The 22,218-nt window shown below is 45.8% G+C and carries 18 protein-coding genes and 2 pseudogenes; 15 read left to right on the top strand and 5 right to left on the bottom strand.

The window, feature by feature from the left end; translation table 11 throughout:
* Positions 1 to 45: 45 nt before the first annotated feature.
* The 3 genes from flhC to KKH3_RS12150 all read right to left on the bottom strand — a co-directional run bounded on the left by flhC (position 46) and on the right by KKH3_RS12150 (position 2,715).
* Positions 46 to 624 carry a flagellar transcriptional regulator FlhC gene (gene flhC, locus KKH3_RS12140; protein WP_005970730.1) on the bottom strand — a complete coding sequence of 193 codons (579 nt, stop codon included), beginning with the start codon at positions 622 to 624 and terminating at the stop codon, positions 46 to 48.
* Positions 625 to 627: 3 nt separating this feature from the next.
* On the bottom strand, positions 628 to 978 hold the full coding sequence (gene flhD, locus KKH3_RS12145) for a flagellar transcriptional regulator FlhD (RefSeq protein WP_010279486.1): 351 nt from the start codon (positions 976 to 978) through the stop codon (positions 628 to 630).
* A gap of 804 nt (positions 979 to 1,782) precedes the next feature.
* Entirely contained in the window at positions 1,783 to 2,715 is a 933-nt protein-coding gene (locus KKH3_RS12150) for a DMT family transporter (RefSeq protein WP_039359901.1), read from the bottom strand.
* A gap of 309 nt (positions 2,716 to 3,024) precedes the next feature.
* Here KKH3_RS12150 and KKH3_RS12155 point away from each other — a divergent pair, with 309 nt between their 5' ends.
* Entirely contained in the window at positions 3,025 to 4,734 is a 1,710-nt protein-coding gene (locus KKH3_RS12155; RefSeq protein ID WP_039359904.1) for a methyl-accepting chemotaxis protein, read from the top strand.
* Between the two features lie 68 nt (positions 4,735 to 4,802).
* Here KKH3_RS12155 and dsrB read toward each other — a convergent pair whose 3' ends face one another.
* Positions 4,803 to 5,006 carry a protein DsrB gene (dsrB, locus tag KKH3_RS12160; RefSeq protein WP_039359907.1) on the bottom strand — a complete coding sequence of 68 codons (204 nt, stop codon included), beginning with the start codon at positions 5,004 to 5,006 and terminating at the stop codon, positions 4,803 to 4,805.
* A gap of 209 nt (positions 5,007 to 5,215) precedes the next feature.
* On the opposite strand from dsrB, the gene KKH3_RS12165 reads away from it, so the two are divergent.
* The 14 genes and pseudogenes from KKH3_RS12165 to KKH3_RS12230 all read left to right on the top strand — a co-directional run bounded on the left by KKH3_RS12165 (position 5,216) and on the right by KKH3_RS12230 (position 21,832).
* Positions 5,216 to 6,631 (top strand): diguanylate cyclase, encoded by a 1,416-nt coding sequence (locus KKH3_RS12165; RefSeq protein WP_039359909.1) that lies wholly within the window; start codon positions 5,216 to 5,218, stop codon positions 6,629 to 6,631.
* 277 nt (positions 6,632 to 6,908) lie between these two features.
* Complete coding sequence (locus KKH3_RS12170) at positions 6,909 to 7,127, top strand: KTSC domain-containing protein (protein ID WP_039359912.1); 219 nt, start codon at positions 6,909 to 6,911, stop codon at positions 7,125 to 7,127.
* 459 nt (positions 7,128 to 7,586) lie between these two features.
* Positions 7,587 to 9,041 carry a flagellin N-terminal helical domain-containing protein gene (locus KKH3_RS12175; RefSeq protein WP_039359914.1) on the top strand — a complete coding sequence of 485 codons (1,455 nt, stop codon included), beginning with the start codon at positions 7,587 to 7,589 and terminating at the stop codon, positions 9,039 to 9,041.
* Positions 9,042 to 9,092: 51 nt separating this feature from the next.
* The gene (locus KKH3_RS12180; RefSeq protein WP_039359916.1) at positions 9,093 to 9,638 is read left to right on the top strand and encodes a helix-turn-helix transcriptional regulator; all 546 of its coding nucleotides are present in this window, start codon (positions 9,093 to 9,095) and stop codon (positions 9,636 to 9,638) included.
* Positions 9,639 to 10,078: 440 nt separating this feature from the next.
* Entirely contained in the window at positions 10,079 to 10,597 is a 519-nt protein-coding gene (locus tag KKH3_RS12185; RefSeq protein ID WP_039359918.1) for an Hcp family type VI secretion system effector, read from the top strand.
* 196 nt (positions 10,598 to 10,793) lie between these two features.
* Positions 10,794 to 12,764, top strand: a complete 1,971-nt coding sequence (locus KKH3_RS12190) for a type VI secretion system Vgr family protein (protein ID WP_039359921.1) — start codon at positions 10,794 to 10,796, stop codon at positions 12,762 to 12,764.
* Entirely contained in the window at positions 12,757 to 13,653 is an 897-nt protein-coding gene (locus tag KKH3_RS12195) for a DUF4123 domain-containing protein (protein ID WP_039359924.1), read from the top strand. Before KKH3_RS12190 ends, KKH3_RS12195 begins: the two co-directional genes overlap by 8 nt.
* 11 nt (positions 13,654 to 13,664) lie before the next feature.
* Positions 13,665 to 15,269, top strand: coding sequence for a hypothetical protein (locus tag KKH3_RS12200; RefSeq protein WP_072034529.1), 1,605 nt, complete (start codon positions 13,665 to 13,667; stop codon positions 15,267 to 15,269).
* Between the two features lie 71 nt (positions 15,270 to 15,340).
* A complete protein-coding gene (locus KKH3_RS12205) occupies positions 15,341 to 16,309 on the top strand; it encodes a hypothetical protein (RefSeq protein ID WP_234991580.1) in 969 nt (322 codons plus the stop codon).
* A gap of 240 nt (positions 16,310 to 16,549) precedes the next feature.
* A complete protein-coding gene (locus KKH3_RS12210) occupies positions 16,550 to 17,572 on the top strand; it encodes a hypothetical protein (protein WP_039359928.1) in 1,023 nt (340 codons plus the stop codon).
* A gap of 26 nt (positions 17,573 to 17,598) precedes the next feature.
* Positions 17,599 to 17,865 (top strand): type VI secretion system PAAR protein, encoded by a 267-nt coding sequence (locus tag KKH3_RS12215; RefSeq protein WP_039359931.1) that lies wholly within the window; start codon positions 17,599 to 17,601, stop codon positions 17,863 to 17,865.
* A gap of 106 nt (positions 17,866 to 17,971) precedes the next feature.
* Positions 17,972 to 19,057 (top strand): hypothetical protein, encoded by a 1,086-nt coding sequence (locus KKH3_RS12220; RefSeq protein WP_039359934.1) that lies wholly within the window; start codon positions 17,972 to 17,974, stop codon positions 19,055 to 19,057.
* 308 nt (positions 19,058 to 19,365) lie between these two features.
* Positions 19,366 to 21,117: pseudogene (locus tag KKH3_RS12225) on the top strand (N-6 DNA methylase); the annotation flags it as partial.
* A gap of 1 nt (position 21,118) precedes the next feature.
* A complete protein-coding gene (locus KKH3_RS12230) occupies positions 21,119 to 21,832 on the top strand; it encodes a restriction endonuclease subunit S (RefSeq protein ID WP_052201333.1) in 714 nt (237 codons plus the stop codon).
* Here KKH3_RS12230 and KKH3_RS12235 read toward each other — a convergent pair.
* Positions 21,761 to 22,176: pseudogene (locus tag KKH3_RS12235) on the bottom strand (transposase); the annotation flags it as partial. The gene KKH3_RS12230 and the pseudogene KKH3_RS12235 sit on opposite strands and share 72 nt — an antisense overlap.
* Between the last annotated feature and the right edge of the window lie 42 nt (positions 22,177 to 22,218).

Raw genomic sequence — 22,218 nt, forward strand, 5'->3', positions numbered from 1 at the left:
CCGCCCTCACAACCAACAGTGATAGATTCACAAATCGCTACAGGCTCAGACTGCGTGTTTTACCTGTTCATCCAGCAGTTGAGGTATTATATCGGCAAGATTTTGCGAAAGTTTACGCCTTTTTACCGCTCTGGAAGGGGGCTGGCATAAACTACAAACAAAACTGTTTTTAGGTTGATGAGCGTGAGTAATGAACATCCCTTTGCAGCAATTACATGACGACAGTTGCAGCATACCGCTGTCAACAAACCGGACTAATGTCCAGGCTCGCGTCAATGCCAACAGTGGAGAATCGCTCTGTGGCGCACACTGTTCCAGGTAAAGTCGATAAGATTTAATAACCGCTTCAACACCGCTGCACTGCCCATTCTTGATTAAAAAGCTGTAAGCGTTGTAGAACATTGATGAATGAATATTCTGTTCCCAGGTCATAAACCAATCCGTTGAAAAAGGTAGCATTCCCTTTGGCGGCGGACTTCCTCTAAGTTCTTTGTACAGTTTAATCAAACGTCCGCGACTTAACTGAGTTTCACTTTCCAGCATCTGTAAACGAGCACCGAGCGAAATGAGCTCCATCGCCAATTGGATGTCTTTCGCTTCCTGAACAATACTTTTCTCCGCCATTACTTATGCCCTTTTCTTAGGCAGGTTTTCTTCTTTCGAAGTTAACTGTTGTAATAAGTTACTCGACAACAAAATGCCCGTATGAATTTGCTGCAAATCATCCACGCGTGATTCCTGAGTCAAGACTTTGATTGTATTGTGATCGTTAAAGCGGAAATGGCATATCAGTTGGTTAGTTTCTGCCAATTTCACCATCTGCGGTAAAGTCAGTTGCATCAAGATATCTGCCATCTCGTCGTTGATTCCCAGACGAAACATCGCAGAAGCTTTTTCATCATTAATTAAGCGTTGCGCCAGTAACAAATAAGACAGATTAATGTCATAAATGTGTTTGAGTAATTCAGAGGTACCCATATTTCCCATCCCGACAGGCTATGTTTAAAACATAAGTTAGGTGATAGACCATATCGCCCAGTTCGAAAATCACTCTCCATTGATGGCATAAAAAACTATCGGTGCCAGATACTGCGAGTTACTACGTTATCAATTCTTATTCGGGCAATCGTTACTTGCCAACTTTGCGCATCACGCTGAGAATCCGTTCATCCGTTGCTTTTTAGTTCCATTCTGAAGACTCGTCCAACCCAAGCATAGGATTAATCCTAAAACAGCGCAACTGTACCGCCTAATCCTTAGCACATACAACGCGACAGAAGAATGATTTTGGCCATTATGTGACACGGATCACACAAATGAAAGCATTATGAGCTAAACCCTGTCTGGTCAGATCACTTTTCTGCCTATTTTCCCACCAAAATCGTGCACTAAACGTTACAAAAAAGAGCATTGAAAATAATAAAAAAGAAACAATTTGCTTGCTATATAAATGATAGATATACAAAAAACCCCTTGCGACCAGAACACACTCCATTATGATAAGTTTATACCTTTCACGAAAAACTTACACTTTTTACCCAAAAAACTCTTAACTGCATGTTATGACGCAAAATTTATCGTCCCTTTGTCAGTACTCAATCGTAATGGCAACAAAGCATACCGATCTCGCAGCAAAAGAAGATTGAACATTACTATATTAATAGTAAAGAAATGAGTGATCTTCTGGGGTTGAGTACAGGGAAGCTATTCGCGGTTTCAACGCTCTCAAGCATCACGCGACACAGTACCTTCGGACGGTATGTGAGTGAGGTCGCAAAGGCATTACCGATCGCTTTTAACAATTCGATTAACCAGCCAAATACCTGAGCATACCAGGATGAGTGCAAAGAAATATTTCCACTCAAGAATGCTTTCATTAAGAAACAGAGCTGACAACAGCGTACCAGAGACTGGGATAAGGAAATTAAACGGTGCGACCATACCGACCCGGTTATATTTCAGTAATTGGCTCCATAATGAAAACGCGACAGAAGAAAGCAGAATAAGGTAGCCTAGCATCAGTACAGCTTTCCAATCAGGAACGATGAGCGTCCCGCCAGTACAGTACCCTGATATCGTTAAAATGATCCCACCAATAGCCAGTTGATAACCGGTCATAACAGTTGGATCCATCGTTTGTGATATACGCTTACCATATATAGTAGATGCAGACAAAATAAATGCGGCAATAACAACGAACCCATCACCTAACAGCGTAAAACCAATAGTCATTCCATTACTGTTGATATTAACGACCATCACACCAGCGAAACCCAATATACAACCAATTAGTTTATTAATATTTAATTTGTCATTCTGGTATAAATAATGAGCAAGCAGTACGCTGAAAAAAGTACTGGTTGCATTCATAATCGAACCTTTAACACCAGTCGTATAAGCCAGACCAATGTAAAAAAAGACATATTGCAACGATGTCTGGAATATCCCCAGTGTGGTTAACTGCACCAACTGCCCACGCTGAAAGCGCCCGATAGACCGCCCGCTTAACACAGCAAGTACCAAAAGTAACAGCCCAGCGAACGCAAACCGGTAGCCTGCAAAAACAAACTTTCCAGGAATATCATTATCAGCAATATGAAACAGCTCATAGCCATTTTTAATTGCCGGATAAGCACTTCCCCAGAGTAAACAACATAATGTGGCGATAAAAAAAACAACTTTTTTATCAGAAAAAATATGCAGGCGCTTTTCCAAGAAAAATTCCTCCGAAGATAGATTCGCTATAATAGCGTTGAACTTCGGACAAATAAAGTTAGAGGGCAGACTCTTTATTTTTCATTATCAATGTGTATGATTTCGCATCACGTATTTCTCTTTCCTTTTTAAAGAGTTAAAAACGTGATCGGGATCGCATCGAATTTGATTAAGGTTTCTCAATATATGCCGATTATCTTTTACATTGGCTGTTTGGCTAATGAATTGTCATTAATGTAGACACTAAAACCTAAACGCCAATGCCGCAGCGGTTGGCATGGTAAATCATAAGTTTCTGAGAATGAGCGAATGGATATGAAAATAACGTCAAGGTCTGAGCAGCACGCCGAGACCGGCATGCTGAGCAATTTACGGCTAGTTCCCTTATTCATTATTATTCTGGGTGGTATTATGCTGTTATTTGCAGCATCTATCGGTACATCCAGCTACTTTCTACAAACCAGCAATCAGTCATTAGATGATGTCACACAAGAAATCGATACCCGAATGGGGATCTCAAACAGTTCCAACCACCTTCGTACTGCACGCCTGCTACTCATTCAGGCCGCAGCGGCTGCTCGTATTGGTGATTCGCAGGTCTTCAATGACAACCTGAAACAGGCTGAGCAACGTCTGGAACAGTCAAAAAAAGCATTCCTTGTCTATGAACAACGTCCGGTTAAAACACCTCAGGATATGGCGTTAGATGGCGATCTGCGTAAGTCCTATGACGCATATGTCAATCAAGGTCTTATACTGATGCTCACCGCTGCAAAACAAGGCCTGTTTGAAGAGGTTATCACTCTCGAATCAGAAGAAACCCGTGTTTTAGATCTGGCCTATAACAAATTTTTGCTAGAGGCTGTCGCTTATCGCACGCAAAGAGCGAAAGAACTAAACGAAACTGCGCATAAAAATGCGCTGCTTGGATATTCTTTGATGGGTGGCAGCTTTGCGCTGGCCACTATTTTAACGCTTCTGACATTCTTCCTACTTCGAGGGATCCTCATCAAACCAATAAATCAATTGGTCCAGAGAATTCAGCGTATTGCGCAGGGTGATTTAACTCAAATGTCAGACCGTTATGGCAGGAATGAAATTGGCACACTAGCCAGCAACGTTCAACAAATGCAGTCTTCTCTGGTCACTACCGTCACTACAGTGCGGGAGAGTGCGGATTCTATTTATCAAGGTTCAACGGAGATATCATCCGGCAACACAGACCTTTCCTCGCGAACCGAACAACAAGCCGCAGCACTTGAACAGACTGCGGCAAGCATGGAGCAATTAACCGCAACGGTGAAGCAAAACTCAGAAAATGCGCACCACGCCAGCCAGCTCGCAGCAAATGCCTCAGGAAAAGCCAAGCAAGGCGGTGAGATCGTTGCAAACGTTGTGAACACGATGAACAGTATCTCTGGTAGTTCAAAGAAAATCTCTGAGATTACCAGCGTTATTAACAGCATTGCTTTCCAAACGAATATTCTCGCACTCAATGCGGCGGTTGAAGCAGCCAGAGCAGGCGAACAGGGTCGCGGTTTTGCCGTCGTAGCAAGTGAAGTTCGTAGCCTTGCACAGCGCAGTGCGCAAGCGGCAAAAGAGATAGAAACGCTGATTTCTGAATCGGTCAACCTGGTCAGCAGTGGTTCTGTTCTGGTTGATAACGCGGGGCAAACCATGAAAGAGATCGTCGATGCCGTCACTAACGTCACCGACATCATGGGTGAGATTGCTTCTGCATCTGACGAACAGAGTCGAGGGATTACTCAGGTCGGTCAGGCAATATCTGAGATGGACAGCGTGACACAGCAGAATGCTTCGCTCGTTCAGGAAGCCAGTGCTGCTGCCGCATCATTGGAAGAGCAAGCAGCATTGCTTACCCGTGCAGTTGCGACATTTAAGTTATCCAGCCATTTGTCAGCCCCTACCCGGCCGAACGCTCAAGCCGTCAAGGGACGTTCATCACTCGCCCTTCCCCGCCAAGCCAATACGGAAAACGGTAACTGGGAAACGTTCTAATACTGGACACCAAAGTCACGGCGAGCATTGTCCGAGTGAACAATGCTCGCCTATTGGCATCATCCCGTTTACTCTTTTTCTGGCAACATTTTTGGCTCAACAAACGTACCGTCTTTGCTATCCACCTCATTGAAAAACCAGACACCAGCAGGGTAATCTTTTAACGCAACCAAATACATTATTCCTTCCTGAAACGTTTCTACAGCCAGAATCGTCCCTTCCCGGCGCATCTTTCCATCAGTTTTAACTGTAACCAGATCATTAACTTTCATAAATTTATCTCAAAATAGCTTCTAACATCAAAAAAACAGCATTATCATTTACAGCTACGATAGGAATAGTACTTGCATGAAATGATTAATTTTATTTATCTTTAACAACGCCATATTGGCCCTCTCTGTCATTACATATCAATTATTCAGGCAAAAATTGATCGTTTCTATCCTAGTACATCCGACATATTCGCAAAAGAGATTAAAAGTTGAACGAACTACTGAACGTTGATGAACAGAGAGACAACGGTGAGTCAGACTACAATCAAGTCATAACATCAGAATGGATGCAATTGATAGTCACAACCTCACAGAAATCTTTTAATCTACTGCGAACCCTCGCCGATCAGAAAGCCTCCGACTTTGCTGACGCGTTCTACTCCTACATGCTTAAAGATCAAGAAGCCTCTCTGTTTCTCTCCAGCCAGCAAGTCCACGATCGACTTCATGGATCGATGAGCAAATGGATAGCGGACATTTTAACGAATAACGGCGATCGTCTAGCTGACCTGATTAACCATCAAAAGAAAATTGGTCAGATTCATGCACGTATTGGTATTCCCGTCGATCTGGTTGAGCGCGGAGCCCGGCGTTTAAAATGGCATCTTTATGAAGACATCGCACAGGTGGCAGAGGATAAAACGCTATGCTTTGATGCCATGCGTTTTGCCTCCATCTCTATGGATATCGCTATAGAGATAATGAGCAAGACCTATTCACAATCGCATGACCTAGCAGCTAAAAATGAAGAATCCTATCGGCTATTTTCTATTCTGGAAAATGCCAGCATCGAGAGAGAGCGCCAAAATGCATCGCTGCTAAATTGGGAAAATGCCTTTATTTTTAGCGTTGCCACCGGTACACCGCTTTCCAGCATTCAGGACCTGAGTGATTCCGAGTTTGGCCTGTGGTTTAACCATAAGGGGAAATCCAGTTTCAGTAATATTCAGGGAATACGCACGATCGCCTCAATCATGACTGAAACGGATGACTACATTCGTAGCCATAGCACTACCGCACTACTGACACAGCAGGATTACGCCCCGCTACTTAAAACGGTTAGAAGCAAGATTTATAAAATAAATATGCTGTTGGGATCGCTATTTGACGAAGTCCAAAAATTGGAAAGCGGTAAGGATACGTTGACCCTTCTGTTAAATCGTCGTTTCCTGCCAACCATTCTTAGACATGAAATATCGCTGGCAATGCACTCAAATACCTCGCTCAGCATCGCTATGATTGATATTGACCATTTTAAAACCGTGAATGACACATATGGTCATGCCGCTGGCGATAGCATCCTGAAAAGGATTGCAGAAGTGCTATATGAAAACACGAGGAACAGCGACTATGTTTTCCGCTACGGCGGCGAAGAATTCATGATCGTACTTATTGAAACGCCGAAAGTCGCCGCCCATACCATCATCGAGAGGTTGAGAAAGAAAATCCAGGCTCACCCTATTTATCTTCAAAACGGTGAAAGTGTTACAATGACCATAAGCGCAGGCATCGCCGTTTATAACGGTCATCCCGATTATGAATGCTTGATAAAGGCAGCGGACGATGCGCTCTATCAGGCCAAGGCAAACGGTAGAAACAGGATTGAATACGCGCCGGAAGCCTAACTATTTTTACCTTGTTGCAAGCCTGTGCTCCAGGTCACAACCGAAAAGAATAGCCCGCTATTCATCGTCACAGGTTTGCATCATTCCTCTAGCTAAACAGATGAAGTTCTCCTCATTGAACAAATTCACAGCATGAAAACGATAAACCAACGATTTTACTAACCAACCCGCCCCAAATTTGATACATATTCAATAAATAAGCATGATTGTCGACAATATGTCATGCAGCAAATCTTTTTATAATTTGATCTTGTTTTGTACAAGGGAGGAACGAGCATTGCAGCGACAGCAGGTTTCATCGTCACGAATTTATTCCATTGGGTACGATCCAAAGACGCACAACCTTGAGATAGAGTTTTATAATAAAGATATCTATCAATATGTTGGCGTGCCTGAGTCTATCTATAAAAAATTCATTTCTGACGCTGTCGTCTCTAAAGGCCGTTTCTTTGATGGCGTGATAAAAGATAAATTTTTATGTCGAAAAATTAGATAGATAAAGACTTACCAATAGTAGCGTCAGTATATGTCGCCGTTCCTTAACGGTATCAAATCATCGCGCCCCTACTATGTGGCACTGAGCATTTCTGTTCTCCGCCAGAATGCCAGCCACAAATTCCCTCAAAAAATCCCCGTTGAGAATATATCTTCTTCGCCTGCTTTGATTACAGGGCAGACCACCAACCCGTTTAATTTTCATGCCGTTACGTGAACCCTGATTCAGAGTGTTTTTGATCGGTAACGCCGATCGATACTATCGCATCGATCTATCAAAACGATTATCTTTTGATCGCCGCCGTCGATAAGCTATTGCCGAGAATAACCATAACGTAATGTTTTATCTGTTCTTTATTCCCATACTCGGGAATGGCTGGCTATTGCCTGTTATCGGGTAAATCAATAATCAGCAGATAAAAATCATCCCGTTGTTTTGCCAAATCAGGACTGGTGCACAATGACCCCGATTACCTCTCTTCATTTAACGATACTGAATCAACAGGGTAAATCGGCCACCCGATTGAGCCAGACGATTGAACGACTTTCATCGGGTATACGTATTAATAGTGCGAAAGATGATGCCGCTGGTCAGGCTATTGCCAACCGAATGACTGCCAATCTGAATGCCAACAGCGTCATCGCCAACGGAATGAAAGACGGTCTCAGCCTGATGCAAACGGCCGAGAGCGGGCTCAGTGCCATCAATAACTTGATACAACGCGGCAGACAACTCGCGGTGCAGGCGGCAAACGAAACGCTGTCCGATACCGATCAGGCCAGCCTAAACGGTGAATACCAGCAAATTAGGGAAGAAATCGACCGCATCGCCTCGTCGACACAAATCTTTGGTCGCTATCCGCTGGCACCGACTGAGCCGGGCCCTCAGCCGGTCAAGCTGGGCGACACCCTGCCGCTGGCAGAAAAATTTCCCAATGCCAATACCCAGTATCAATTCCCTTCTGGCGTGGTTTCGCTGGCTTACATTCCTGCTGGCGCAAAAAATATCACCATCACCATCGACTCATTAAGCGCCGATGACGATATCCAGCTATTCGCGCGAGATGGCAGGCATCTGGCCGGTACGCCCTCAGAAGGCACAGACGCCGATATCGTCTGGTCAGCAAACGGTGTGACAGATGAAAGCACCATGAATACCGCCGTGATTACGCAAGATAACGGCTTTTTACCTGGAGCCACCTACTCGGCAGATTCGCTGCTGCAAGCCGGGGAATACAATATCAATACAGGGGCACAGACCACTTATCAGGGCATGACCATCACCTACAGCGGTGATGGCGACCGCTTTGAAGATGCCAACACCGGGGGATTTAACGATGGAAATGTGGGGGCAGCAAACCGGCTGGAAAAGATTCACATTGATGAGGTAACGGAAGATCTGATTGTCATTGTCGTTGGCAGCGGCGTATTTACTAGCAGCGCAAGCTGGGATGAACTTCCCACACCCACGGAGCCTGCACCGCCACTGCCGCCTTCAGTACCGATCAGCAAAGAAACGACATTTGTCATCGGGGCGAGTTTCGGTGATGAATTGCAAACGGTCACTATCAACCCAACGCCCGCCGACAGCCAGTCACTGGGGCTTTCCTCTGTGACGCTAAGTACACCAAAACAGGCCAGTGCGGCAGTAGCCACGTTCGATAACGCACTGAAAACGCTGGACGGTTACCGCAGTGAATACGGTAGCAAGATGAACCGCTTTGAATCCGTCACTACCGTGCTGTCACAGGAGAAGGTTGCCACCACTGCCGCCCGCTCACGCATATTGGATGCGGATTACGCCATTGAGGTTTCCGCGATGACAAAATCCCAGATCCTGCAACAAGCTTCTTTGTCCGTCTTGTCGCAAGCCAATCAGCAGTCAGGAAACGTATTAAAGCTGTTACAGGGATGATGCGCCGCCAAGTACATCACTTTGCTATTTTTCTACTGAATCACTATCGCCATGAGCATTGAGATATTTAGCCGCTGTCCCTTCACTACAGCGGCGTTTACCTTTCTGGAAAGTATGGATGGCGGCAATGAGCCAATCACCATTGTGGATATCGAGCACGGTATCGACATGGCGCTATTAACTCGCATCATTACCGATCGTCAACGGACATTCATTATTATTCTGAACAATCGCAAACATGCGCCTGTAATGGTGGCTAAAAAGGTACTACTGTTATCAAAACACACATCGATGAACACGATTAAAAAAGTGATCTCTGCCCTGTCATCGTTCAGAGAAATAAAAGGCAAGGCGATATCGTTATCACCGAATGAGAAAATATTCTTCGGCTATTGGCTGGACGGAATAGCAATAAAAACCATCGCAAAGAAGATGGCGATAACCCATAAAACCGCCAACAACATGAAAAATAATATCTACAGAAAATATGGAATAAAGGATCTGCTCACCTTTTTACTCATCGCCAGAATCTCACATATGCAAAGTATCGCTGACGCCGAGCATCACAGGGTTATCTACGTTGATAAGGTGGCGTGAGGTAACATCCTGAGAACAACAGGAGGCTTGAATCCCACTGATTTTGCGAGCACATGTCGCCATATATCCGTCTTTCAACCCTTCTCGGCCGATTTGGACCACAATGCCGTTCCATTAGCCTACCTGATATTGATAAATTTATGAGGATGTCCTACCCGTCCATATCTTTAAAATAGGCGGCAACATCACACCCCTAACTCAAACTTTCAGAATAACTGCGCATTTTGCGCAATTTCTTGCTCACTTTCTGGTGCAAATCACTTTTTGCGCAATGGATGCCGTTTTTTCGCGAGGTCTGCGCAACTTTTTGCTCAAATTTGGCTTAGGGAAAATTTGAGTTAGATAAATCTCTTTATAAAACATAAAGATAATTTTTGGCATGGGTATTGATATACAGACGGTGAAGCTATTCAACTCGTTTAACAACAAGGAGCAAGACTATGCCAACTCCATGCTATATCAGCATCGAAGGTAAAACGCAGGGCAACATTACCGCGGGTGCTTTCACCTCTGATTCTGTCGGCAACATCTATGTGGAAGGCCACGAAGACGAAATGCTGGTACAGGAATTCAAACACATCGTCACCGTACCGACCGACCCACAGTCTGGTCAGCCGTCCGGCCAACGTGTGCACAAACCGTTCAAATTCACCGTCGCGCTGAACAAAGCTGTTCCGCTGATGTACAACGCCTTGGCGTCTGGCGAAATGCTGCCGACCGTGACCCTGAAATGGTACCGCACCTCTGTTGAAGGTAAGCAAGAACACTTCTTCTCTACCATCCTGACCGATGCCACTATCGTTGATATCGACTGCAAAATGCCACACTGCCAGGATCCATCCAAACTGGACTACACCCAGTTAATCGAAGTGTCGCTGGCTTATCGCAAAATCGACTGGGAACACACCGTTGCCGGGACTTCTGGTTCCGATGACTGGCGTACACCGGTCGAAGCGTAATTCCTACCGAACCCGGGTTTGTCCCGGGTTTTCTGCGTTTTTCTCAACATGATGCTTTATCAACATGAACTGTGGCGTGAGCAGACTCAGACCACAGCTCAGGTTTTTATTTTAATCAGGATAGCGACGTGCCGCTCCGGGAAACCCCGAGGCGTGCGGTAGCCATGGCAACGGCGAAGGAAGAAGGAGAGGACGGGTGGCAAACAGTACAGGATTACAGTTCACCGTAAAGGTCGGCGCGTTGGAGGCAGGCACCTTTGCGGTGGTGGATTTCAGGCTGGATGAAGGGCTGAATCGGCCTTTCAGCCTGTCGCTGAGTCTGGCGAGCGCGTTGCCGGATGTGGATTTCGGCGCGGTGCTGGACCAGCCGTGCGAGCTGATGATTTGGTACGAGGGCGAACTGAAACGTCGGGTCAGCGGGATTATCAGTGGCTTCACACAGGGTGACACCGGTTTTCGGCGCACGCGCTATCAGATAGAAGTCCGTCCGGCGCTGTGGCGACTGGGGCTGCGCACCAATGCCCGTATTTTTCAGGCACAGAAACCGGACGCGATTATTGGTGCGCTGCTGGAAGAAGCGGGCATTACCGATTACGCCTTTGCACTACGCAACGAGCACGCGGTGCGGGAATACTGCGTACAGTATCGGGAAAGTGATTTGGCGTTTATCACCCGTCTGGCGGCGGAAGAGGGAATGTATTTCTTCCACGAATACGAAGAGGGTAAACACCGCGTGGTATTTGCCGATGATGCGGGCGCGCTAACCAAAGGCCCCGAGCTGTTCTTCAACCTCGCCAATCAGGGATTAAGTGAGGGCGACTATGTCCGGCGCTTCCACTACGCGGAGCGGGTGAGTACCTCGGACGTGGAGTTGAAGGATTACAGCTTCAAGACACCGGCTTACGGGCTGTCACACAAGAAGATGAGCGGCGAGCTGGCGCACCAGCGAGAAAGCTATCAGCACTACGACTATCCGGGGCGCTATAAGCAAGACCCGAGCGGCAAGGCGTTCAGCGGTTACCGGCTGGATGCGCTGCGTTCAGGGGCGGTGACAAGCGAAGGGGAATCCAACTGCGCAGGGCTGATGCCGGGCAATACCTTTACTCTGACGGAGCACCCGAATGCGACGCTGAATGCGGTATGGCAGACGGTGAGCGTGACGCACGTCGGGCAGCAGCCGCAGGCGCTGGAAGAGGAAAGCGGCGGCGAACCGACCACCATGAGCAACAGCTTCACGGTGGTGAAAGGCACGACGACGTGGCGTGCCGCGATGCCGTACAAACCGATGGTGGACGGCCCGCAAATCGCCACCGTCGTCGGCCCGACGGGGGAAGAAATTTACTGTGACCAGTACGGTCGGGTGAAACTGCAATTCCCGTGGGATCGCTACGGTGCGAGCAACGACCAGAGCTCGTGCTGGGTGCGCGTCAGCCAGGGCTGGGCGGGCGGCCAGTACGGCATGATCGCCATTCCGCGTATCGGCCATGAAGTGATTGTCAGTTTCCTTGAAGGCGATCCGGATCAGCCGATTGTGACCGGGCGTACTTTTCACGTCACCAATCCGTCCCCCTATCCGCTGCCCGCTAACAAAACGCGTACCACGCTTCGCTCCCAAACCCATAAAGGCAAAGGATTTAACGAACTCAGCTTTGAGGATGCGACCGACAACGAAGAGATCTTCCTCCACGCCCAGAAAAATATGGCAGTGCGGGTGCTCAATTCCAAAGATGAGCGCGTGGACTATAACCGCACAACAAGCATCGGACATGATGAAGAACTGGTGGTCGCCAACGATCGTAAAGTCACGGTAGAAGGCAATCAGGATCACAAAACCACAGGCAACCATTTATCGCTGACCGAAGGCGATCGGGGCATACAGGTTAAGGGCGATCTGACGCAGAAAATCAGCGGCGTATTCAGCGTAGACAGCAACGGCGATCTGACGCTGCAAAGCGGCAGCAAATTAACGCTCAGGGTTGGGGGCAGCTTTGTGGTTATCCACTCCGGTGGGGTCGACATCAAAGGGCCGGCCATCAATCTGAACTCAGGTGGCAGCCCCGGCGATGTGGCACTCCCTGCCGATCCGGCGATATTGAAAGCGGCTGCTGCCGCAGGGACGCTGTTTGTGGCGCACTGCCCGGCAAAGGAGAAAGAAAACCGTGAGTGAGACTGTGCAATATGCCGTTATAGATGGCTCAATTGAAGAAGGACTACTGGATTTTTTGGCTGAACACGACCCGCCGCATTGTTGCTTATATGCAGAGCCCTTACAGCAGGAGTTAGTCCCGCTGGCTCCCTATTTAGTTGAAGTCACGCATGAGGTTTCATCCTGGCTGGTGAATAAAACCTCGGCGTGGGGGATCTATCTATTTACGTCGGTGAGCATGAAGGATTTACGCCACCATCTACGTAAATATTTACAGGTTCTTTTGCCCTCAGAAGATAAACCCGTGTTTTTCCGCTTTTACGATCCGCGAAATATCTGGAACTTATGCCATGTTCTGAGTGAATGGGAATTGCATTGTTTTATGGGACCGATTGAAAAGATGATGACGGTCCATAATAGAACCATTCGGGAAGAACATTTTCAGCCCATCCGAGCCCAGTTTCCGCCAACGGCTAAAAGCCGAATGAAATTGTTCAGAATCAGCCAGCCACAGCTTGATTTACTGAATCAGTATGCAGAAGTGAAATACATTGAGGGGTTAGCGGCTAAGACGATTACTCAGTACGCAGAAAAAATACAACATAGTGCACCGTATGTTCCCGAATGGAAAATGAGCCAGACGGAGGACATTTATAACGGCTTAAAAGATAGCCCTGAGCGCTTAACAGTCAACGAGTCTGTGAGCGAGTGTTATCATTTTTGTAAGGCAAAAGGTATTGAAGACGATCGCGCTATTCGCGGATTACTGCATTTATTGATAGAAAAAGAGATGTATTCAATAAAAAAACTCCCTGTGCTATGGCAGGACTTATTAAGTAATGAAAGCTTTCCCGCCCATTACCGGGTTGAACGCTTGCTTAAAGATACACTGGGATATATTCCCCGCTAAAGGAAAAGCGCATGTCTGAAGGAAAAATCTCACTTGCAGCGGGCAATGCCTGCGCAACCTGTAATCATCCCGATCCCTGTACCTATGAAATAACACTTGATGCATTTGATGAGAAAACCCATGTCTGGCCTGTTGAACAGAATATTCATCTCAAAGTCCTGGATGATGGAACCGGCAGTCAGGGAACGATAAAAATAGAAGGGAAGTGCGAGAAACCCACCTGCCCGCAGGCCACGCTGGAAAGTGGAAATGAGAAAATTGCGCTAAAGAATGGGGCACCAAACCCCATCACGCTCTATTACAAGAAACCCGCAGATAGCGATCAGGCTGATTTGCCCGTCGATCCGATATGGTCCTATTTCAATCGTATTCACTTGCCTTCTGATGCCATTGCCGCCCCCCATCGTTATCAGTTGATTACGCAGGGCTGCACGGGTAAAGCGAGTTATGCACAAATAGATGTTTATCCTGAAGTGGAGCTACGGGCTGTCATCGGTTTCAGCTATGAGCTAAGGGGAAAAGAACGCACCTGGAAAGAGCGGCGGGATGAACAGGCGGCTGCCAGAAAAAAGATGGAGAATACCCAGCCTAAAAATGGCAATAAACTGCGGAGTGGCTGGACATTGCAGACCGATCAGTTTCAAATCACGCAGGAGCAGAAGCTGAATATTGAGTATGGGCTGAAAATCGGCGGTACGGAATATTCGGCTAAGTTTGCCGAATTGACCCGTAATAAAGTCAAAACGGTCAAGACGCTGGAACAGATCGGCAAAGTGGAGCGGTTTTTATCGAATATCAACAAATATCTCCTGCCCGATCCCGAAAAAAAGGGAACGCGCGAGTATCGCCTCTTTGATTTCTCCGTTGAGCCGATTAATCTGGGGGTGTCCTACGCGTATCAGTGCAAGGACAGTGTTGATGATGCCACGCATTTTATGGGGCTTTACGCGGCGCCCTTCCTTAGCATGAGTATGAAAATAGACCTGATACAGCTTCTGGCGGCCTATTGCAAAGTGGAGCGTATTGCCGCGAAGTGCCGGGAATATATCGCGAAGGGAGGCAGTTCCTTTGAGTGCTATATAAAATTGACGGCAGAGCTGCACTTTTCTGTCGGTGCGGCCTATAAACAAGCGCAATGGACCTTCACACCAGAGGACGACAACAACAAGCTGGCTTTTGTGCTGGAAGGGGTTGTCAGCCAATCGTTTGAAACAAAAGTACTCTTTTTAGAAATTGCACTAAAGGCTCTAGGTGTACTCAAAACAGAAGCAGGGATGAAGCTTGATCCACATGATGATGGTATTGATTTGGTGGGATATCACGATGGTATCAAGGCCGAAGTGGCATTAATGGCGGATGTTAAAGAAGATGGTTCTCGTAAAGAGAAGAATAGCTTGAATAGAAGTTATTCATACACATCAACAACAGAACTGGCTGGGCCACTAAAAGCGGATGAGTCTGCGATGAGGATTAATTTGTTTGGTAAAGAGAGGGTCATTACTAAGCCGGAAGTGATACCCGCTCAGCCGTGGGCAATGGGATCCAACCCCAAATACAATAAAGCGGAAAAAACGAGTCAGGAGCCCTGGGCGATGGGCTCCAATCCGAAACGTTAGGAACACAAGGAAAGAAAATGGTCAGGAAATTTTTTCAATGGAAATGCCTAATACTGTCAGGAGTGATGATGATGTCTACCGCCAATGCCGCTAATGAGCCGTTAAGGATCCGCAGCGTATTTGATATTAACTCAGCGTTTTGTGCCATCAAAACCAACGGCGTACTTGGGATGGATAACCGAGATTCAGCGGTTGCAGGAAGAGGGTTTGGTACATCCAGTACCAATGCGTTGTTATTTTTGGAAAATGGAGAGAATGAGATTACCGCTGAAATCGGGGCGCTGGGCTGGTTTTCACAAGAAACTATTGGTGATAATGAACGCAGAGCGTTTGAACCTGATGCGATTTGTAAAGTGGCCTTAACCGCATTTAAAGGAGAGCAATCGAAGGTACTGAGTCAGCTCACCATCGCTATCGGTCAAGACGGAGTTCCCTATGCGCAACCAAGCGAAAAAACGAACGAAGCTGAAACTAAAGAAGTGTCAGTAAGGAAAATTCCTGCACAGCAGGTTGAAATGGGGCATTTTCCTTCCAATTATTTGATCGATAACTATTTCCCAGCAGAGATGGAGCTCTATCAATTTACTAAAAAAGTCCATCTTAAAAATCTCCCAGAGTGGAAATGGGTAAAAGCAACTCCATTCACTGGAAAAACCGAGCAAATTCAATCATTAAAAATTTCTTATCTCGATCTCTGGCACATTCTTGCTGAAAAAAATGATGTGGAAATAAAAAAATATCTTAATGAATCGTTACAAGCATGGGCAATCACAACCGGAAATTCTACTGACGAAATATATAACGATCGTAGTTTCAAAAACGATTCCAAAAGTAGTTCATTTAAAATGCGCTCTATTAATTGGAATGATTATAAAATTGAAGTAATGAATAAAGGTAGAATGGTGCGATTTGTTAATAAGTCAGATCCTACTATATCTCCTCTTTCTTATACATTCAAAGATAATGATGGCGATAATAGTGTAGGGTATTTCTCCCCCATATTCTCTTTTGTCGATGGGAAATTTATTCCTGTTATTTGATTTTAGTGAAATAAATGCAGTATCTGAAGTAAGTTAACCACTTACTTCAGTGTTTTAATTTAACGCCTAAGAATAGTCATGTGATTAGTTGAGACAATAACAAGTTTAGTAATGAGTATCCTTACTGGTAACGGAATTGCGTGCGTTAAATTTTAATTCATTAAAATAATATGTAATACTAAAAATGAGTAATATTAGTCTGCCATTTTTATTAGTTATCGATAAAATCAGGGAGAAATCATGAGGGAAAAATGGCGTAAATGTATGCACGTGGTTTTTGTCGGGCTAATCATGATGTCTACCGCCAACGCAGCTAATGAACCGTTAAGAATCCGTAGTGTATTCGATATTAACTCGGCGTTCTGCGCCATCAAGACTAACGGCGTGCTTGGAATGGATAACCGAGATTCAGCGGTTGCTGGAAGAGGGTTTGGTACATCCAGCACTAACGCATTGCTTGCGTTGGAAAATGGAGAGAATGAAATTACAGTTGAAATCGTGGCGCTGGATTGGTTCTCACAGGAAACAATTGGTGATGATGAACGCAAAGTATTTAAGCCAGATGCAGGGTGCAAAGTAGCCCTCACTGCATTTAAAGGCGAACAGTCGAAGGCATTAAGCCTGCTCACGATTGCTATCGGTAAAGACGGCATTCCTTATGCGCAATCAGGTGGAGAAGCGGACAACGCTAAAGCTGAAAAAGCTACTGTAAAAAAAATCACTGCTCAGCAGGTTGAAATGGGACACCTCTCCTCGGATTATCTGATCGATAACTATTTCCCTGCTGGTATGGAACTCTATCAGTTTACGCAGAAGGTTTATCTTAAAGGTATTCCTGAGTGGAAATGGACAAAAGCAACCCCGTTTACAGGCAAGCCAGAACAGATTCAGGCGCTAAAAATCGCTTACCTCGATCTCTGGTACCTTCTAGCAGAAAAGAATGATATAGAAATAAAGAGATATCTTAATGAATCTTTGAAAGCATGGGCAATGACTACTGGAGATAGTATTGATGATGTTTACAAAAGTAATACATTTGTAGATGATTTAAAAAACCATGAATTTAAAATGATCAATATCAACTGGAATGATTATGAAGTTGAAGTGATGAATGATAATAGAATGGTTCGATTTATAAATAAATCTGACCCAAGTTTTTCTCCTCTAATTTATTTCATAGTAAATGAAAATGGTAATAAGCGGCTTAGGGGGTATTCACCAATTTTTTCCTTCATTGATGGAAAATTTATTCCTGTTATTTGATAGCTGTTTACACTAAGGATTATCACATGGGAAACGCAGTTAAATTAGGCGATAGCGATACCGGGCACGGTAGCCATCCGCCTACACCTGTCACAGCGGGTTCATCAACCGTTAAGGTTGACGGCCTACCGTTGGCTCGACAAGGCGATCCTCTGGCTCCGCACGGGCATAGCCGCATCATTAGCGGTGGTTCATCCAGTGTCTTTATTGACGGCAAACCCGCTGCACGTACGGGAGACACCGTTAGCTGTGGCGGTGTTATTATCGGCGGTGGAAGTGTGGCGATTGGGTAACTGGCTGTAATTCTTATTGCACCATCCAGACGCTGGGAGCATATTTGCCGAAACTCCTTTTCCACTCAGGACGAACCAATAACGACAGGAGCGTTGATGTACCAATATGTGGCTTAAATATCTGTCTCGCTTTTTTAACGGCCCCGGTTTTCTGCTGTTACCGGTCATACTCTCTATCCTGCTTATCGCTGCGGGTAAAGTTTGTCATCTGATCTTTGGCGATGCTTTTTTCAATATGCTCTTAACACCTGTTGGGATTATTTCACTGATTGTTGTGCCCGCTCTGCTATTTTATGGCATTTCGGCACTGCTGAATGTCGCTAAGGATGATGACCTGGGTACGCCTGAATCTCCACAGGAAAAGGCCGTCCCCCGCAACGTTGCTACCCACAGTCCAACAATAGACATCACTACCATTACGACAAAACGTACGCCGTTGTGGAAAATTGTGCTGAATAGTCTGACGCTTATCGCGCTAATACTGATTCCATTTTTCGGCGTATTGGCCATTATCGCGTTTATGGGTATCGTGATTTTCCGCGTTGTGCAGCCATCAGCGCAGAGCCGTTTTATGCGTTTTCAGGAAAGGTTACCCAGCAGTAAAGTGCGTTCAATGACGACCGGCATGGTTCAATTGGAAGGCAAATTGGTGGCGCAACAGCAGATGTTGGCACCACTGAGCGAAGAGCGCTGTATTGGTTACTACCACTGTGTTAGCGAAGAAAAGCGCGACCGTGAGGGGAGAACGCATTACCGAATAATTCATGAGGAGCAGTGCTGCCATCCATTTCTGCTGCGTGACAGTACAGGTAGCGTGCTGGTTGATGGCATTGACCTGGATTTCCATCTGTTATCGGCGAATGCACAGCAACGTAGTGGACGCGAAATTGAGCGAGAATATATTATTAGACAAGGCTCCAATTATCGGCTGATTGGTAACGCAGCGCGTCGTGGTGACGAATGGGTGATCACACGTGACAAACTGCATCGTGTATTTGGCATTGCCCCCATCGGCAATATTCAGCGCCGCAAAAAGTTAGATGTTGTGTTTGGCCGCGCTCGTTACTTTTTGGCCGGCACCGCTCTGGCGATAGCGCTGATACTCGCGGTTCCCATTGAAGTAAAACAACATCAGGTTGTTATCCACTTCGAGCAGTTGTTTCCGTTCTCTTTTTCCTTTCCCTCACTGTAAACGAGTATGAAATGAGTTATCGCGTTGTTTTCCGCTGCCTTTAACGGTGGCATCAATGTGCTTCCCGCCCTGATGTTGGCGAAGATGACGCGTGATCATTTCCATCCACTATTACAATTATCTCTGAAGAGACATGTCATGCTGACCTTACCTGTTAATTTTCTGTTTCTGATGCAAGAACCGGGCTACGCACTGTTAATCACTATCTTAGGCCCGTTGGCGATAATTATTATCCTTGGACCTTTCTTACACTCCCCGACATTTAAGTGGCTGAGTGGAGTGTTGGCAGGAACTGCCGCAATCGTGTTGATTGGCCGTATTTTGATGAAAGCGATCCACAAGGCTCGTACTACGCCTTGCATGTCGATGCCGTGGTGTCCAACCCGCCTTACTCACAAAACTGGGACCCCAGCTTTAAAGACAGTGATCCACGCTATTCACGTTTTGGCTTAGCCCCTAAAACCAAAGCCGATTTTGCTTTTTTGCTGCATGATCTCTACCACCTAAAACCCGATGGTATTATGGCTATTGTACTACCCCATGGGGTCTTATTCCGTGGTGGTGAAGAAGGTGAAATTCGCAAGCAACTTATTGAGCAGAATCACATTGATACTGTTATCGGACTACCGGCCAATATCTTTTTTGGCACTGGCATTCCCACGGTGATTTTGATCCTCAAACAAAAACGTCAAAACACCGATGTATTGGTGGTCGATGCCTCCAAGCACTTTATGAAAGAAGGCAAAAGCAACAAACTGCAAGCCAGTGATATCAAGCGTATTACCGATGCGGTGATTAACCGCGAAAGTATCGACAAGTTCTCGCAACGGGTAAGCAAACAAACCCTGGTCGACAACGGCTACAACCTCAATATACCGCGCTATGTGGATTCCTCTGCGGCGACACCAAGCTGGGATTTACACGCCACCATGCTCGGCGGCATCCCCAACAGCGAAATTGCCGAGCTATACAATTTTTGGCAAGCTTTCCCGCAATTACACGGCACTCTGTTTACGCCAAAATCCGCCGCTTACAGTGATCTGGCCATTGCCAAACAAGACGTTAACGCCAGCATTAGTGCGCACCCGCAAGTATTAGCGTTTATCAGCGCCTACAACCAAGCCTTTAATGGCTTTGATAACTACTTAAACACCCAGTTAATACAAAACTGGCAAAGCGTAAAACGTAACCAACAAGAGTCGGCATTGAGTGCCGAGCTATTTACCCGCTTAGCCCCCATTGTCTTAATCGACAAATACCAGGCTTACCAATTTCTAAACAACCAATGGCAAATTATCAGCGCCGATTTAGAAATGATGCAAACCGAAGGCTTTGCCGCCACCAGACAAGTTGACCCTAATATCGTCATCAAGAAGAAAGACGGTAAAGATACCGAAGTGCAAGACGGCTGGAAAGGCCACCTACTGCCGTTTGATTTAGTGCAACAAACTTACTTAAGTGATGACTTACAGGCGCTGGCAGCTCAAGAAACCCGCCTGGCAGAAATCGCCAGCACGCTGGAAGAAATTTTAGAATCCCTAAGTGAAGAAGAAAAAGAACACGATACGGTCAAAGAAAGCAAAGACGGCTTTGCCAATGCCGAATTAAGCAAGGCTGCTAAAGCCTTCTTGAAAGAACAAAAAGACAGCAAAATTAAATTCGCAGAAGAAAGCCATGAAGCCAAAATCATTCGCGCAAACAAATTAATCGATGAAGAAAAAGCCCTGAAAAAAACGGTCAAAGATGCCGCCACTGCCCTGCACTTAAAAACCAAAACAACTATCGAAGCCTTAACCGATGAACAAGTGAACAACCTGCTGCACCTTAAATGGATTGCGCCGTTAAACACCGAACTCGCCGCCATGCCAAACGCCGTGATTAGTCAGCTCACCAGTCAGGTACAAGCCCTTACTGATAAATATGCCGTCACCTATTCGCAAGTGGCCCATGAGATTCAAACTACTGAGCAAGAACTGGCGCAGATGATGGATGAACTCACGGGTAATGAGTTTGATATACAGGGCTTGGCTGAACTCACCAACTTATTGAAGGGTGAATAAGATGAGTATAGAGAGGAAAGTGCCAGAGGTTCGTTTTAAAGGGTTTAGTGGGGAGTGGGAAAACCTAACGTTGGGTGATCTTGGTTCTGTCGCCATGAATAAAAGAATTTTTAAGCATCAAACGACCATAAACGGTGACGTTCCATTCTTTAAAATAGGTACGTTTGGAAAGAAACCTGATGCTTTTATTAGTAAAGTTTTATTTGATGAATATAAAGCAAAATACCCATATCCAGTTGCAGGAGACCTCCTACTGTCAGCTTCTGGAAGTATTGGTCGCGTTGTTGAATACAAAGGGGAAGAGCAATACTTTCAGGACTCAAATATTGTTTGGCTAAAACATGATGGAAATATAGACAATACTTTCTTAAAGGTTTTTTATTCAATTGTTAAATGGAGTGGGCTAGAAGGCAGCACTATCCAACGACTCTACAACAAAAATATCTTAGACACCGAAATTAGTACACCTGAAAGACAAGAACAAATCGCCATCGGCAACTACTTCCAAAAGCTAGACACGCTGATCAACCAACACCAACAAAAGCATGACAAGCTCAGCAATATTAAAAAAGCCATGCTGGAAAAAATGTTCCCCAAACAAGGCGAAACCATACCAGAAATCCGCTTTAAAGGATTTAGTGGGGAGTGGGATGAAATCAGGTTCATCACGACAGGTGTCCGGCTGATAAAAATACACCGTCCTGCTCAGCGATAACGTCCTGCATGCCTGGCGTATGCTCATCGTAAACTGCGCGGTCAGGTAACTGACGAGCTCACGCTTTATCGCTGGTTTTAAAGCTTTTTTTCGATGACATCTTTCAGAGCACGACACTCAAGACTCAGATCGGCAAACATCTGTTTGAGACGACGATTTTCGTCCTCCAGATCTTTCATCTTTTTGATATCAGAGGCTTCCATACCGCCAAACTTCGCTTTCCAGTTGTAATAGCTGGCTTCGGAAATGCCGGCTTCGCGGCAGACATCCTTGACGGTACGTCCAGCTTCGACAGACTTCAAAACGGCAATGATCTGGTGTTCAGTGAATCGGGCTTTACGCATGACGATCTCCTCAGGGAACATGCTCAATATGTCGGAAGATCT

The sequence above is a fragment of the Pectobacterium actinidiae genome (assembly GCF_000803315.1).
GTDB lineage: Bacteria > Pseudomonadota > Gammaproteobacteria > Enterobacterales > Enterobacteriaceae > Pectobacterium > Pectobacterium actinidiae.

Bases quoted from the DNA above. Each gene is read 5' to 3' on its own strand.
- flhC (WP_005970730.1), bottom strand. From the start codon at position 624: ATGGCGGAGAAAAGTATTGTTCAGGAAGCGAAAGACATCCAATTGGCG.
- flhD (WP_010279486.1), bottom strand. From the start codon at position 978: ATGGGTACCTCTGAATTACTCAAACACATTTATGACATTAATCTGTCT.
- KKH3_RS12155 (WP_039359904.1), top strand. From the start codon at position 3,025: ATGGATATGAAAATAACGTCAAGGTCTGAGCAGCACGCCGAGACCGGC.
- dsrB (WP_039359907.1), bottom strand. From the start codon at position 5,006: ATGAAAGTTAATGATCTGGTTACAGTTAAAACTGATGGAAAGATGCGC.
- KKH3_RS12175 (WP_039359914.1), top strand. From the start codon at position 7,587: ATGACCCCGATTACCTCTCTTCATTTAACGATACTGAATCAACAGGGT.
- KKH3_RS12180 (WP_039359916.1), top strand. From the start codon at position 9,093: ATGAGCATTGAGATATTTAGCCGCTGTCCCTTCACTACAGCGGCGTTT.
- KKH3_RS12185 (WP_039359918.1), top strand. From the start codon at position 10,079: ATGCCAACTCCATGCTATATCAGCATCGAAGGTAAAACGCAGGGCAAC.
- KKH3_RS12200 (WP_072034529.1), top strand. From the start codon at position 13,665: ATGTCTGAAGGAAAAATCTCACTTGCAGCGGGCAATGCCTGCGCAACC.
- KKH3_RS12205 (WP_234991580.1), top strand. From the start codon at position 15,341: ATGTCTACCGCCAATGCCGCTAATGAGCCGTTAAGGATCCGCAGCGTA.
- KKH3_RS12210 (WP_039359928.1), top strand. From the start codon at position 16,550: ATGAGGGAAAAATGGCGTAAATGTATGCACGTGGTTTTTGTCGGGCTA.
- KKH3_RS12215 (WP_039359931.1), top strand. From the start codon at position 17,599: ATGGGAAACGCAGTTAAATTAGGCGATAGCGATACCGGGCACGGTAGC.
- KKH3_RS12220 (WP_039359934.1), top strand. From the start codon at position 17,972: ATGTGGCTTAAATATCTGTCTCGCTTTTTTAACGGCCCCGGTTTTCTG.
- KKH3_RS12230 (WP_052201333.1), top strand. From the start codon at position 21,119: ATGAGTATAGAGAGGAAAGTGCCAGAGGTTCGTTTTAAAGGGTTTAGT.